The organism is Streptomyces sp. NPDC093984, assembly GCF_044764595.1.
GTDB classification, from domain to species: Bacteria; Actinomycetota; Actinomycetes; order Streptomycetales; family Streptomycetaceae; genus Streptomyces; species Streptomyces cynarae.
Map to the genome: position 1 here is coordinate 365,339 of NZ_JBIWIM010000004.1, position 12,604 is coordinate 377,942.

Annotated in this window: 13 protein-coding genes; 7 read left to right on the forward strand and 6 right to left on the reverse strand. The window is 73.0% G+C overall.

The window, feature by feature from the left end; all coding sequences use genetic code 11:
• Positions 1 to 228: 228 nt before the first annotated feature.
• Together ACIRC0_RS17670 and ACIRC0_RS17675 are read right to left on the reverse strand one after the other, a co-directional pair.
• Positions 229 to 1,437, reverse strand: coding sequence for an NAD(P)/FAD-dependent oxidoreductase (locus ACIRC0_RS17670; protein ID WP_403617059.1), 1,209 nt, complete (start codon positions 1,435 to 1,437; stop codon positions 229 to 231).
• A gap of 117 nt (positions 1,438 to 1,554) precedes the next feature.
• Entirely contained in the window at positions 1,555 to 2,499 is a 945-nt protein-coding gene (locus ACIRC0_RS17675; protein WP_403617060.1) for an RNA polymerase sigma-70 factor, read from the reverse strand.
• Between the two features lie 272 nt (positions 2,500 to 2,771).
• Between ACIRC0_RS17675 and ACIRC0_RS17680 the strand changes: the two genes are divergently transcribed.
• Entirely contained in the window at positions 2,772 to 3,266 is a 495-nt protein-coding gene (locus tag ACIRC0_RS17680) for an N-acetyltransferase (protein ID WP_403617061.1), read from the forward strand.
• 49 nt (positions 3,267 to 3,315) lie between these two features.
• On the opposite strand, the gene ACIRC0_RS17685 is transcribed toward ACIRC0_RS17680, so the two are convergent.
• From ACIRC0_RS17685 to ACIRC0_RS17695, 3 genes are all read right to left on the reverse strand, one after another.
• Positions 3,316 to 4,242, reverse strand: coding sequence for an SDR family oxidoreductase (locus tag ACIRC0_RS17685; RefSeq protein ID WP_403617062.1), 927 nt, complete (start codon positions 4,240 to 4,242; stop codon positions 3,316 to 3,318).
• 114 nt (positions 4,243 to 4,356) lie between these two features.
• The gene (locus ACIRC0_RS17690) at positions 4,357 to 5,103 is read right to left on the reverse strand and encodes an SDR family oxidoreductase (protein ID WP_403617063.1); all 747 of its coding nucleotides are present in this window, start codon (positions 5,101 to 5,103) and stop codon (positions 4,357 to 4,359) included.
• A gap of 41 nt (positions 5,104 to 5,144) precedes the next feature.
• Positions 5,145 to 6,152 carry an aldo/keto reductase gene (locus ACIRC0_RS17695; protein ID WP_403617064.1) on the reverse strand — a complete coding sequence of 336 codons (1,008 nt, stop codon included), beginning with the start codon at positions 6,150 to 6,152 and terminating at the stop codon, positions 5,145 to 5,147.
• Between the two features lie 183 nt (positions 6,153 to 6,335).
• Between ACIRC0_RS17695 and ACIRC0_RS17700 the strand changes: the two genes are divergently transcribed.
• The gene (locus ACIRC0_RS17700; protein WP_403617065.1) at positions 6,336 to 7,124 is read left to right on the forward strand and encodes a TetR/AcrR family transcriptional regulator; all 789 of its coding nucleotides are present in this window, start codon (positions 6,336 to 6,338) and stop codon (positions 7,122 to 7,124) included.
• A gap of 288 nt (positions 7,125 to 7,412) precedes the next feature.
• Here the strand turns inward: ACIRC0_RS17700 and ACIRC0_RS17705 are convergent, their stop codons facing one another.
• Complete coding sequence (locus tag ACIRC0_RS17705) at positions 7,413 to 8,339, reverse strand: LysR family transcriptional regulator (RefSeq protein ID WP_403617066.1); 927 nt, start codon at positions 8,337 to 8,339, stop codon at positions 7,413 to 7,415.
• Between the two features lie 344 nt (positions 8,340 to 8,683).
• Here ACIRC0_RS17705 and ACIRC0_RS17710 point away from each other — a divergent pair, with 344 nt between their 5' ends.
• The 5 genes from ACIRC0_RS17710 to ACIRC0_RS17730 all read left to right on the forward strand — a co-directional run bounded on the left by ACIRC0_RS17710 (position 8,684) and on the right by ACIRC0_RS17730 (position 12,274).
• A complete protein-coding gene (locus tag ACIRC0_RS17710) occupies positions 8,684 to 9,046 on the forward strand; it encodes a sortase-dependent protein (protein WP_403617067.1) in 363 nt (120 codons plus the stop codon).
• Positions 9,043 to 9,654 carry a class F sortase gene (locus tag ACIRC0_RS17715; RefSeq protein WP_403617068.1) on the forward strand — a complete coding sequence of 204 codons (612 nt, stop codon included), beginning with the start codon at positions 9,043 to 9,045 and terminating at the stop codon, positions 9,652 to 9,654. The genes ACIRC0_RS17710 and ACIRC0_RS17715 overlap by 4 nt, the downstream gene beginning before the upstream one ends.
• Positions 9,655 to 9,792: 138 nt before the next feature.
• A complete protein-coding gene (locus tag ACIRC0_RS17720; protein ID WP_263230991.1) occupies positions 9,793 to 10,284 on the forward strand; it encodes an RNA polymerase sigma factor in 492 nt (163 codons plus the stop codon).
• Entirely contained in the window at positions 10,268 to 10,771 is a 504-nt protein-coding gene (locus ACIRC0_RS17725) for a hypothetical protein (protein WP_403617069.1), read from the forward strand. Before ACIRC0_RS17720 ends, ACIRC0_RS17725 begins: the two co-directional genes overlap by 17 nt.
• Before the next feature lie 615 nt (positions 10,772 to 11,386).
• Positions 11,387 to 12,274, forward strand: a complete 888-nt coding sequence (locus tag ACIRC0_RS17730) for a hypothetical protein (RefSeq protein WP_403617070.1) — start codon at positions 11,387 to 11,389, stop codon at positions 12,272 to 12,274.
• Positions 12,275 to 12,604 lie beyond the last annotated feature (330 nt).

A 12,604-nucleotide genomic window follows, 5' to 3' on the forward strand; every position in this document is an offset into this window, starting at 1 on the left:
GACCGGTGCCGCAGCCAACCCCGGCTTCCCTCCATGCAGAACATCGCAGTTCGTTCCTTTCGCGTGTCGGGGCTCGCGCTCTCCGGCGGTACCGCGCCGAAGGTTCCAGCAGGCTCGCTCGGGCTGCTCGAGCTGAGCTAGAAGGAGAGTGGACGTACCGGATGAGCCGCACGGACCGACGGCGGAGCGGGCGCCCTCGCCTCGAGGACGCCCGCTCCGCCGGGCGCGTCAGGCCGGCGTCCTGACCGCCGGGCCCGCCTGGGCCGGCTCCCGCACGACGCGGCGGGTCCGGGTCGGCATCCCGAGCGTCGGGTTGGCGATGCTCCAGGCCGCGCCCTTGCAGACCAGCTCCTTGTAGACGGCGGCGAACCGTCCTGTCAGCGCCGCGCGGACGGCGCGGTCGTCGGCGGTGACGTACTGGATCAGGCCTTCCCTGCGGCCCAGCGAGATGCACTGGTTGAAGTAGCGCAGCGGTGCGTTCGGGAGCTTCCCGCCGGTCAGGCGCGCCGCGATGGCGTCGGCGGCCTGCCACGCCATGGGCGTGCCCGAGGCGCACGACATCCGCAGCGGCTTGTCGCCGGGGCCCATTGCCATGGCCGCGTCGCCGATGGCGTACACGTCGGGGTGCGAGACCGAGCGCATGGTTGCGTCGACCACGATCCGGCCCGTGTCGGTGACCTCCAGGGTGGTGGCCTTCGCGATCGGGTGGACGGCGAAGCCGGTGGTCCACACGGTGACCGCGGCGGGGACGGCCATGCCGTCGGCGGTGGTGACGCGGTCGGCCTCGACGGCGGTGACGTCGGCGTGTTCGTGCACGGTGACGCCGAGCTTGCCGAAGACCTTGCGCAGGTGCCGGCGGCCCTTGGGCGAGAGCCAGTCGCCGAGGCCGCCGCGGGCGACGAGGGCGACATCGAGGTCCGGGCGGGCCTCGGCGATCTCGGCCGCCGCCTCCAGGCCGGTGAGTCCGCCGCCGACCACGACCACGGGCTGTCCGGCGTCCAGGCGGGCCAGGCGCTCGCGCAGCCGGAGCGCTCCGGGGCGACTGGCGATCTCGTGGGCGTGCTCGGCGGTGCCGGGGACGCCCTGGTCGTTCCAGCCGCTGCCGAGGGCGTACACGAGGGTGTCGTACGACAGCTCCTCCATCCGCCCCTCGGTGCCGTCAGCGTCGACGACGGTCACGGTCCTGCGGTCGACGTCCACGCCGGTGACCTTCGCGAGCTTCAGTTCGACGCCGGTGCCCGCGAAGATCTCGCGGAACGGCCGGGGTTCGAGGTCCTGGCCGACCGCGAGCTGGTGCAGCCGGACGCGCTCGACGAAGTCGGGTTCGGCGTTGACGAGGGTGATGGCGACGTCTTCGCGGCGCAGCCGCCTGGCGAGGCGCCCGGCGGCGATGGCTCCGGCGTATCCGGCTCCGAGGACGACGATGCGGTGCTGCATCTCCTTGCTCCTGTCTCGAGCGCTGCTGTCGTGGGCGGGTTCGACCCTTGAACCGGGCGGCCCGCCGTTTCCTGACAGGAACGCGATGTGAAGCACCTCACATCGGGGTCGGAAGCGTCAGAAGGCGCTGAGCAGGGGTTCGCCGTGGTCGGCCGCCGCCCATCGCCGGGTCGCGCGTTCGAGCTTGTCGGGGTTGACCTGGTTGCGGAAGGCGGCGATGCCTTCGGCGGTGATCTCCAGGCACATGACGCCGACGACCCGGCCGTCGACGACCGCCACGAGGGCGGGGTCGCCGTTGGCGGTCGTGGCGTACACCTCGGGTGAGCCACCGACCAGGGCCTGCTTGGCCTTGCTCGGCTTGAACAGGCCCCGCATGAACTTCGCGACCGCGAGGGCGCCTTCGAACGCCTTGGCGCGGGCCGGGACCTTCCCGCCGCCGTCACCGATCGAGACGGCGTCCTGGGTGAGCAGCCGCACGAGCGGCTCGGTCCGGCCGCTGGTGGCGGCCGCGAGGAACTCCTGGACGATCCGCCGGGCGGCGGCCTCGTCGATCTCGCTGCGGGATCTGCCGTCCGCGACGTGCTTCTTGGCGCGGTGGAAGACCTGCTGGCTGGCGGCCTCGGTGATGTCGAGGATCTCGGCGATCTCCCGGTGCGGGTAGTCGAACGCCTCCCGCAGCACGTACACCGCCCGCTCGTTCGGGGAGAGGCGCTCCAGCAGGGCGAGGACCGCGTACGAGACCGATTCGCGCTGTTCGGCCGTGTCGGCCGGGCCGAGCATCGGGTCCCCGGCGAGCAGCGGCTCGGGCAGCCACTGGCCCACATAGGTCTCGCGCCGTGCGCGGGCCGAGGTGAGCTGGTTGAGGCACAGGTTGGTGAGAACCTTCGTCAGCCAGGCCTCGGGGACCTCGATGCGGTCGACGTCGGCGGCCTGCCAGCGCAGGAACGTCTCCTGCACGGCGTCCTCGGCCTCGCTCGCGGAGCCGAGAAGGCGGTAGGCGATGGCCTCCAGTCGGGACCTGGAGGCCTCGAACCGGTCCACGTCGCTCATGGTCAGGGCCATGGCCCGGATCCTAGCCGCCGCGATGCGCGACGACCTCCGCATTGTGGGGGGCGGCCCCCGCGCTGCCCGGCCGATCCACCGAGCTGCTCCAACTGCCCGGCGGTCACAACGGCAACACGAGCCACCCCCCGGGCCCACGCCGCCCGTCTGCGCGAGATGCTGCGCGACACGGACTGGCACCGGGTGGGCGAAGCCGGCGTCGAGCTGCGGCCGCGCCACCGTCACGGCGACGAAGGTGCGCCGTGACGGAGCGGCAGTTAGCCTCCCGGTCCATGAACTGGCTTCCCGACGACTTCGTCCACCCCGTCCGCGTGCCGCTCCCCGGTGGCCACCACCTCCGCCCGATCACGGCCGCCGACACGGACCTCGACTACCCGGCGGTCATGGGATCGCGGGAACGGCTGTGGTCCATCTACGGCGAGGCATGGGGCTGGCCCCCCGCCACCATGACGTACGACCAGGACCGCGAGGACCTGCTGTACCACGAGCGGGAGATCGCCGAGCACAAGTCCTTCAACTACGCGCTCTTCGACGAGACCGGCACCGCCCTGTTGGGCTGCGTGTACATCGACCCGCCGGAGAAGACCGGCGCCGACGCCGAGATCTCCTGGTGGGTGGTGGACGACAAGGCCGGCACCGACCTCGAACGCACCCTGGACGCGTTCGTCCCGCAGTGGATCGCCGATGCCTGGCCCTTCCGCGAGCCGCGCCACATAGGCCGCGACCTCACCTGGAAGGAGTGGCTCGCCCTCCCCGACAACGTCTGACGAACCCCAGGCGAGGGCCTGGGGTTCGTCGTCCCGTGCGAGCCGGGGTCTACGCCACGACCGCGCCGGGTGCCTCGGGCGCGTGCGCCGGGTGCGCGGCGAGCAGGTCGGCGAGGTCGACGCGGGTGAGGAACTCGCGGCGGACGCGGTCGGCGACGTCGGATACCTCTTCCGAGCCGTCGTCGGCGGGGTCGATGTGGACCCGGTACGGCCGCTGCCCGGCGGGGAGCGCGACGATGCGGGCGATCTCGTCGGAGACCATCGAGGCGTCCGCGTCCTCGGGGGCCAGCGCGGCCAGCTTCCGGGCGACCTGGTCCATGAGGCCCGGGTACTTCGTCTCGTACTCCGTCTCGGTGGCGCTGTCGGCGGGGTGGCCGGAGTGGGCGAAGTGGTTGGTGCCGCTGGTGAACGAGCCGGGCACCACGATGGAGGTCTCCACCCCCCAGCGCGCGAGCTCGGCGGCGTAGCTCACGGCCAGGGAGTCCATGGCGGCCTTGGCGGCGAAGTACGGGGCGAGGTAGGGCGGGGTGCCGCCCTTGACGCTCGAACTGGACACCCAGATCACCAGGCCCCGGCCCGCCTTGCGCAGGTGGGGCAGGACCGCCCGGTTGACGCGCTGGGTGGAGAGGACGTTCACGTCGTACAGCTCGGCGAGCTGCTCGGGGGTGAACGCCTCGGCCGGTCCGGTGACCATGTGCCCGGCGTTGTGGATCAGGACGTCGATGCGGCCGTGCTCGGTGACGACCTGGTCGATGGCGGCGTCCACGGACGCCTGGGAGTTGACGTCGAGTTCGATGGCGCGCAGGTCGACGCCGTGCCGGGCGCTGTAGTCGGCGGCGGCTCGGACCTGCGGCGCGTTGCGGGTGCCGGTCTGGCGCATGCCGGCGTAGACGGTGTCGCCGGAGTCGGCGAGGGCGCGGGCGGTCAGGGCGCCGAAGCCGCTGGAGGCACCGGTGATCACGACGATGTTCTTCATGGGAGTTCTCTCCTCGAGGAGGGGTCGCGGCCGGGTGTGGCGGGCGGGAGGGAAGGGCGTCAGGGAAGGAAGGGCGTCAGGACGCGAAGGGCGTCAGGGAGGGAGGTGGCCGGGTCAGGCCACGCCGCCGTTGGCGTACAGGACCTGGCCGTTGATCCAGCGCGCCGGGCCGGCGAGGAACGCGACCGCCTCGGCGATGTCCTCCGGCGTGCCCAGGCGCTCCAGCGGGGCCGCCTTGGACAGGTTGTCGATCGCGGCCTGGTCCTTGCCCTCCAGGAACAGGGGCGTGGCGGTGGGGCCGGGGGCCACGGCGTTGACGGTGATGTCCTTGCCGCGCAGTTCGCGGGCCAGGACCAGGGTCATGGCCTCGACCGCGCCCTTGCTCGCCGCGTAGGCGCCGTAGTTCGGGAACTGCAGGCGGGTGACCGAGGTCGAGAAGTTGATGATCGCGCCACCGGCGCGCACCCGCCGGGCCGCCTGCTGGGAGACCACGAAGGTGCCGCGGATGTTGGTGCGGTGCATCCGGTCCAGGTCGTCCAGGTCGAGCGTGGCGATCGGCGACAGCAACATGATGCCCGCCGTGTTGACGACGACGTCGATGCCGCCGAACTCCCGCTCCACGGCGTCGAACGCCTCCGCCATGGCGTGCTCGTCGGCGATGTCGCCGCCGACCGCGAACGCCCGGCCGCCCGCCGCGGTGACCGCGGCGACCGTGTCGTCGGCGCGGGCCTTGTTGCCGGCGTAGTACACGCCGACGGCGATGCCGTCCTTGGCGAGGCGCTCGACGACGGCGCGCCCGATGCCGCCGGACCCGCCCGTGACCAGGGCGACGCGGGGCGTGGTGGTGGTGTTGTCGGTCATGGTGTTCCGTCCTTCGTGGGTGCGGGTTACGGGTGGGTAGGTCAGCGTTCGCTGTCGAGCGTGGCCATGAGAGGGGCCGCGTAGCGCTCCCCGGCGGCGGATCCGGCGGGGACCGCCGCCTCGATCTCGGCGAGGGCTTCGGCGTCCAGGTCGAGGCCGACGGCGCCGAGGGATTCGGCCAGACGCTCCCTTCGGCGGGCACCGACCAGGGGGACGATGTCCTGGCCCTGGGCGGCCACCCAGGCGATGGCGACCTGGCCGGTGGTGGCGCCCAGGCGCTCGGCCACGCGTCCCAGTGCCTCGACCAGGCGGAGGTTGGCCTTGAGGTTCTCGCCCTGGAAGCGTGGGCTGTGGGCGCGGAAGTCCTCGGCGCCCAGGTTCCGCGCGGCGCTCCAGTGGCCACTGAGCAGGCCTCGGGAGAGCACGCCGTAGGCGGTCAGACCGATGCCGAGCTCCCGCAGCGCCGGTATGACGGACGCTTCCGGGCCGCGGGAGAGCAGCGAGTACTCGATCTGTACGTCGCTGATGGGTGCGACGGCCGCGGCGCGGCGGATGTTCTCCGCACCGACCTCCGACAGACCGATGTGCCGGATGAAGCCGGCCTGCCGCATCTCCGCGAGCGCGCCGACGGTCTCCTCCACAGGGATGTCCGGGTTGAGGCGGGCGGGACGGTAGATGTCGATGTAGTCGGTGTTCAACCGCCGCAGGGAGTAGGCGAGGCGGTCCTTCACCGCGGCCGGGGAGACGTCGTACGGCACGGGCTGGAAGCCGCCGTCGGGGGTGCGGCGGGAGCCGAACTTGACGCTCAGCACGACCTCGTCACGCCTGCGCTCCTTCAGAACCCGGCCGATGAGCATCTCGTTGGCGCCCGACCCGTAGAAGTCCGCGGTGTCGACGAGGTTCAGGCCCGCGTCGATCGCGGCGTGCAGGGTGGCGACGCTCTCGGCGTCGTCGGCGGCCCCGTACAGGTCGGACATCCCCATGGCGCCCAGGCCGATGGCGGACACCTCGGGCCCGTTCGCACCGAGCTTGCGGGTCGCGATGGTCATGGCGGTTCTCCTTGGTCTCGGGGCGAACACCCCGGTTCGCCGGCGTGGGGCTTCGGGAGGGTCGGTTCCGGAGCGAAGAAGGCGGCGGGCAGCGGATCACCCGATCGTCATATCGCCGATAACCGGTCTGACACATCAACGCTAACACATCATCGATGCACCGCAAGTGTTATCGTCGATGTCATGGCAACGGTCGAGACGACGACAGCGCAGCCCCGCGAGCGGATCCTGCAGGCCGCGACAGCCCTGCTCGCCGAAGGCGGACGGGAGGCCGTGTCCACCCGTGCGGTCAGCGCGGCCGCCGGCGTGCAGGCGCAGACGATCTACCGGCACTTCGGTGACATGCAGGGGCTGCTCGACGAGGTGGCGCGGCGCGGATACGCGTCCTATCTGGCCGCCAAGCAGGCCCAGGACGCGGACGGCGACCCCGTGGCGCAATTGCGGAGCGGCTGGGACATGCACGTGACCTTCGGACTGGCCAATCCCGCGCTCTACCGGCTGCTGTACACCGAACCGCGGCCCGGCCAGCAGTTCGCGGTCACCGGTGACGCCCACCAGGTGCTGCTGCGCATCGTCGAACGGGTGGCCAAGGCCGGCCGGCTGCGGACGGGCGTCGAGGCCGCCGCGACGATGATCCACTCCTCGGGCATGGGGGTGACGCTCACGCTGATCGCCGCGCAGGCCGACGGCAGGCTCTCGGACTACGAAGGTCTGTCCGAGAACGTCCGGGAAGCCGTGCTGGACTCCGTGCTCGCCCCGGCCGACGACGCCGCCGCTGCCCGGTCGAGCGCCGGCGCCCACCACGCCGCCGTGCACGCCGTCGCCCTGAAGTCCTTGATGCGCGACGGGGTACGGTCCCTGACCCCGGGGGAGCGCACCCTGCTCGGCGAGTGGCTGGACCGCATCGCCGCCGAGGACGCCCAGGAGCCCGGCGCCGCGGAGCCTGGCGAGGAACCCGTGCGGCGGCGATAGCCGCGCGATCCGGGGTTGACCCCACAAGGCGCCAGGCCCTCGGGCACGGCGCGACGCGACGCGACAGGGGTGTGCCGCTGGCGGCACACCCCTGAACGGTGGTGGACCGCCTGCCGGTTCGGCTCCCGGCGCAGGTCAGCCTGGCGTCACCCCGGCCCGCGCGGTCGTGGGCGTCGCCGTCGCCGCCGTCGTCCACGACGACGGCGTCCAGCAGATTCGGCCGACACGTCGGGTGCGGGTTCCGCGAGTCGACCACGGTGACGACGCCTGGTGGGTCGTGTCGGAGCGTCAGAGCTCCCGCCCACCCGCACCACCCTGCGCGGACGCCCGGCCGGAGGCCATCTGTGCGGCCAGTGCGGTGAACGCGCGGACCTTGGCGTTCTCGGTGTCCGCGCGCCAGACGAGGGCGCCGTTGGCCGGGGGCAGTCCGCTGAGCGGCCGGTGTACGACGCCGGGGTGCCGGTAGGCGTGGAACAGCCCTTGATGGGTCGTCCACACCGTCTCGCCGGTGGCGACCTTGTGCAGCGCCTCCTGGTAGGTCCGTCCGCCCTTCCCGCGGCGCAGGGGCCTGCCGAGCGGTGTGAACGGCGGACAGAAGCCGTGCCGAAGGGCCTCCGGCAGTTCGGCGGGGCCGTCGAGCAGAACCCAGTCCGCCAGGTCCTCGATGTCGACCGACGCGCGCTCCGCCAGCGGATGGCCGGCACCGGCGGCCAGCACCCGGCGGTGCGACACCAGGACGGTCCCCACCTTCAGATCCGGTTCGTCGACGGGCAGCAGCGTGAGCAGCACGTCGACCTCGCCGTTGCGCAGCGGCCCGTAGGGGTCGCGCCAGGGCACCTCGGTCACCGTGGTCTCGCAGGCCGGGTGCCGGCGGCCGAACGCGACGACCGTGTCGGTCAGCGGCGGGCCGTTGAGACAGCCGAGGAAGCCCACACGCAGGGTGCCGACCATGCCCTGCGCGATGGCGCAGGCCTCGTCGTAGCCCTTTCTGAGGCTTTCGTAGGCGGCGCCCAGAGTGCGTCGGGTGTGCTCGCCCAGCGGGGTCAGCGCGACGCGGCGGCTGGTTCGGACGAACAGCGGTGCGCCGATGCGTCGTTCCAGCGCCCGGATCAGCTGACTGACACGTGACTGGGACAGTCTCATGCGCTCCGCGGTGCGTCCGAAGTGCAGTTCCTCCGACAGCGCCAGAAACGTCTCGATCTCCGTGAGGTCCACTCCAGTGCTCCCCCATCGATGAGCCCGGCTCATGGATTGTGCAGTACTTCGACCTTGATCGGCCAACGCCCCTGCTGCGATCGTCTGGTTGGCGGCCGGCCGGCTCGTCGGCAATCGGGGGAGTCGGCACGTCGGCCGGCGCCGCCCTCGTCGCCATCCGGTGCGCCACCGCACCGCGACTCGGCAGGAGTCGTCTGCTCACGTCCCTGTGTGCGTGTGCCGGGCCACCCTCCGACGACTTTGCCATCTCTTTACAACCTGCCCCCGCGCCGCCTCGTCTCTCCGCTCGATCCGTGATTCAGCCCGCCGCAGTACCGGGCGGACCGACGAAAGAGAGCGATTCGATGCGCCGAACCGTCCTGAGCGCCATGGCACTTGCGTGCACCGCCGTGCTGGCGGGCACCGTGCCCGCGTTCGCCCAGGGGGCGTCCCCCTCCCCGACCGCTCCGGCGGCCACTGCCTCCCCGTCCACCGCCCCGGAACGGACCGCGGCGCCGACCGCCGCGAGCGCGGTTCCGAGTGCCGCGCCGACGAGGGCGCGCGGCCAGGTCTCGGTCGTCCCCAGCGGCGCGCCCGACACCGGTGTGACGGCGGGGACCTCCCGGTCCGTGTCTCCCGGGCTGATCGGCGGGAGCGCCGGCCTGGTGCTGGTCGGAGGCGGCGCTGCCGTCTACGTCGTACGCCGCAGGCGGGCGACCGGGGCATGACCCGGCTCTCCAGGCGCGCCTTCGCCACCGCGGCGATGGCCGCGCTGCTCGCCGGCTGCGGCGGCCCCGAGGCCGGCCGGGCCGGAACCGTCAGTCCCGGCAGTACGCCACCGCCCGCCTCGACCTCCGCCAAGGTGGCACCGGCGCTGGAGCATTCGGCCCCCGTCAGGCTGCAGATCCCGGCCATCGGGGTGGACACCCCGGTCATGCGGCTGGGACTGGCGCAGGACGGCAGTGTGCAGGTGCCGCCGGTCGCCGCACACGACCGGGCGGGCTGGTACTGGCACTCGCCGACACCGGGCCAGGTCGGGCCGTCGGTCATCCTCGGCCATGTGACGGTCGGCAGCTACGGGGACGGGGTCTTCCGTCACCTCGCGGACCTGCACCGGGGCGACCGGATCGTGGCGCGCCTGGAGAACGGAACGGCGGCCGTGTTCACGGTCAGCGCCGTACGGACGGTCGCCAAGGCGGACTTCCCGACCAAGGAGGTCTACGGGAACGTGAACCGCCCGGAGCTGCGGCTGATCACCTGCGGGGGCCCCCGCACCGGCGACGGATACCTCGACAACGTGATCGTCTTCGCCGCGCTGACCACCGCCACCCCCTGAGCCGGCCGGCATACCGCCACCCCTTGATCCGCCGGTATGCCGCCGGCCCGGATCCGCCGGTACGGATCCCGGGCCTTCGGAACGTACGCCGACGGCCCGGGGTCCTACCCCACGACTGCCCCACGACCATGGAGAGCGTTGAAACGGTCCCGTGAGAGGGCGGCGTCCGAGCTGTTCGCCGCCGTCTATCCACGCCTCGCCGGCTGGTGCCGCCGTCTCGTCGACGACGACGAGACGGCCCACGAGATCGCCTCGGAGGCGTTCACCCGGCTCTGGGCCCGCTGGACTTCCGTGGACGAGCCCCGCGGCTTCCTCTACGTCACCGCGGCCAACATCGTCCGGGACCACTGGCGCAAGCTCGAGCGCGAGCGCAGAGCCGTGCACCGCGCCACCACGGAGGCCGCCGTCCGCCCCCACACCGAACAGGCCGACCCCTCGGTGCGCCTGCTCGTGCAGTCGCTGCCGGAGCGACTGCGCGTCCCGATCCTGTTGCACTACTACGCTGACATGCCGATCCGGGAGGTGTCCGTGCTGACCGGACGCAAGGAAGGAACCGTCAAGGCCGACCTGCACGCGGCCCGGGAACTGCTCCGCGTCCACCTGAGGAGAAGCCTTGACCACACGCTCTGACGACGGCCCGGAGCCGGCACCCGACGACCCCCTCGCGGTGATCCTGCGGCCCCCCTCGGACCACCTCGGCCCGCCCCCCGGCCGCTTCCACGCGATCCGCCGCGCCGCGGCCCGCCGCCGACTGCTCCGCGCGGCGGCCGGAGCCGGCCTGACCGCCGCCGTCGCCGTCCTCGTCGCCCTGCCGCTCCACCTGGCGACGCCCGAGACACCCGCATCCCCGTCGGTCCCCCTCGCACCGCCGCCCCCGAGCGGTCGTCCGGCGCCCGCCGCCCCGTCGGCGTCGCCCTCGCCGGCGGCGTCGCCCGGGAGTGTCACCCCGCGCCCCACCACGGCTCCCCGAACCGCCGGTTCCCGCACCCCGACCCGCCCGCCGACCGCCACCCGGGAACCGTCGGCGACACCGACCCCGGCACGTCCCGAGCCGTCGGCGAGCCGGACCGGGGCCGACACCGCACCGTCGGTCAGCCCGCCGATACGGCAGAGGTAGTCACGGCCACTCCTCACCCGTGCTTCCCGTACTGCGCACGAGGCCCGGCGTGCGGTGCCCCGCCCACCGCCGTGTCACGCTCCGTCAGGCCGACCAGGCCGAAGCCGGTACCGCGGGCCGCGTCCGGGAGCGGGGGCGGCGGCCCCGGCCGTCGTCGGTGAGATGGCGAGGCGGTCCGCCCGGCGGGTCCACCACCGGCTGCCGGGGGCCTGTCAGCGGATCGACGACGTGTCCTGCCCGGCCCCCTCAAGGCGGTGGCCGGCGCGACGGAGACGTGCACGGCCCGGGACGACGGCAGGCCGGACCGTCCCGATCCGCGTGGTCGGGGTCGCGGGAGCCCCGCGAAAACGGCCGTCACCTGAGCATTGAAACGCCGAGCCCGCAGGTCAGCCGTTGTTCAGCGGCGTGGTGGCGCAACCGTCAGTCTCACCACCACCGCTCCCTGAACCGCAAGGCACGGGAGGCACCCCTGCAAGGCCCCCGGAGAATCCCCTCACGAGCCCCACACAGCCTGCACACGGTCTTTCGATAGCCCCGTTAGCGTGGCAACCCGTTCGATTCCAGGTGCGAACGCGGCCCGTCGGGGCGGCGGCCAGCCAACACAGGAAGACCGCAATGGACTACTGCTCCTCGTGTCGTCGGCATCTCAACGGCGCCCTGGTGTGCCCCGGATGCGGTGCCTACGCCCCCGACATCGCCCCGGTCACCGCCGACGGCCACACCGTCCCGGGCCCGGCCACCCTGGCGGCGCCGGTCATGGAGGCGACGGCGGCCACGGCGGCATGGGAGTTCGCGGCCCCGGACATCGACGAAGCCCCGGACATCGAGGACGCCCCGCACGCCGACCCCACGGGCCCGGCGCGTCGCACGGAAGGGCGTGCCGCGCGGCGGCGCCGGCTGGCACGCTGGAAGAAGACCCAGCGCAAGGCCCTGGTGGCGACCGCCGTCGCCCTCGTCGGAGGCGGTCTGACCGTGGCGTCGATGGACCGGCACACCGCCGACCGCGCCCAGGCGGCCCCGGCTCCGGATGCCTCGGCCCTCGGCGGTGCGGAGGAGCCGACGTCGCAGTACAGCAGTCCGGCGCCGCCCGGCTCCGGCACCCCGCGCTCCGGCGCGCTCCGGGCCTCGCACACCCCCGCCGCGCAGTCCCCCGCGGCCGACCTGCCCCGTCTGTCCTCGCCGGTCTCGGCCCATGCCACGCCGTCGGCCGCTCAGCCGGACACGGCCACCTCCCGTACGGCGCACACGACGGGCACGACAGGGGCGGCGGGCGCGGGCACGTCGGGCACGGGTCACACGACGGCGAACCCTCCCTCCCAGTCGGGGTCGGACTCCTCGTCCTCCTCCTCTTCCTCCTCGTCGTCCACGGGGACGTCCCAGCACACGTCCTCCCCGACCACCGGCACCGGCGGCGGCACGGACCCGGGCACCTCGCAGACCAGCCCGTCCCCGGCGGCCACCTCGCCGTCGCAGGTCTGCCTGCTCGTCGTCTGCCTCGGCTGACCGCAGGCGGACGCCACCAGGCCACTCACCGCCCCCCGCGATCACGCGGGCGGGCGGTTTTCGGCGTGCCCCCGCGATGCGCTCGCGATGTTCTCGCAGGTGCCCTCGCAGGTGCCCGCACCGACGCCCGCACACCGAGCACATGAACGCCTCTGAGCCGTTCCTCAGGGCTTCCCCCGGAGCCGCTGTGGGCTCCCCGGCGACTTCATCAAATGGATCGGCCGGGTGACGGGCCACACCAAGAAGTGACCGGCTGCACCGAGAAGTGACCGGCTACGGCCACAAGTGGCGGGCCACACCAGGAAGTGACGGCCGACGCGGTCGCCGGGC

Coding starts and splice junctions, on each gene's coding strand:
- ACIRC0_RS17680 (WP_403617061.1), top strand. CDS start 2,772: ATGAACTGGCTTCCCGACGACTTCGTCCACCCCGTCCGCGTGCCGCTC.
- ACIRC0_RS17710 (WP_403617067.1), top strand. CDS start 8,684: ATGCGCCGAACCGTCCTGAGCGCCATGGCACTTGCGTGCACCGCCGTG.
- ACIRC0_RS17730 (WP_403617070.1), top strand. CDS start 11,387: ATGGACTACTGCTCCTCGTGTCGTCGGCATCTCAACGGCGCCCTGGTG.
- ACIRC0_RS17685 (WP_403617062.1), bottom strand. CDS start 4,242: ATGAAGAACATCGTCGTGATCACCGGTGCCTCCAGCGGCTTCGGCGCC.
- ACIRC0_RS17690 (WP_403617063.1), bottom strand. CDS start 5,103: ATGACCGACAACACCACCACCACGCCCCGCGTCGCCCTGGTCACGGGC.
- ACIRC0_RS17715 (WP_403617068.1), top strand. CDS start 9,043: ATGACCCGGCTCTCCAGGCGCGCCTTCGCCACCGCGGCGATGGCCGCG.
- ACIRC0_RS17675 (WP_403617060.1), bottom strand. CDS start 2,499: ATGGCCCTGACCATGAGCGACGTGGACCGGTTCGAGGCCTCCAGGTCC.
- ACIRC0_RS17700 (WP_403617065.1), top strand. CDS start 6,336: ATGGCAACGGTCGAGACGACGACAGCGCAGCCCCGCGAGCGGATCCTG.
- ACIRC0_RS17695 (WP_403617064.1), bottom strand. CDS start 6,152: ATGACCATCGCGACCCGCAAGCTCGGTGCGAACGGGCCCGAGGTGTCC.
- ACIRC0_RS17670 (WP_403617059.1), bottom strand. CDS start 1,437: ATGCAGCACCGCATCGTCGTCCTCGGAGCCGGATACGCCGGAGCCATC.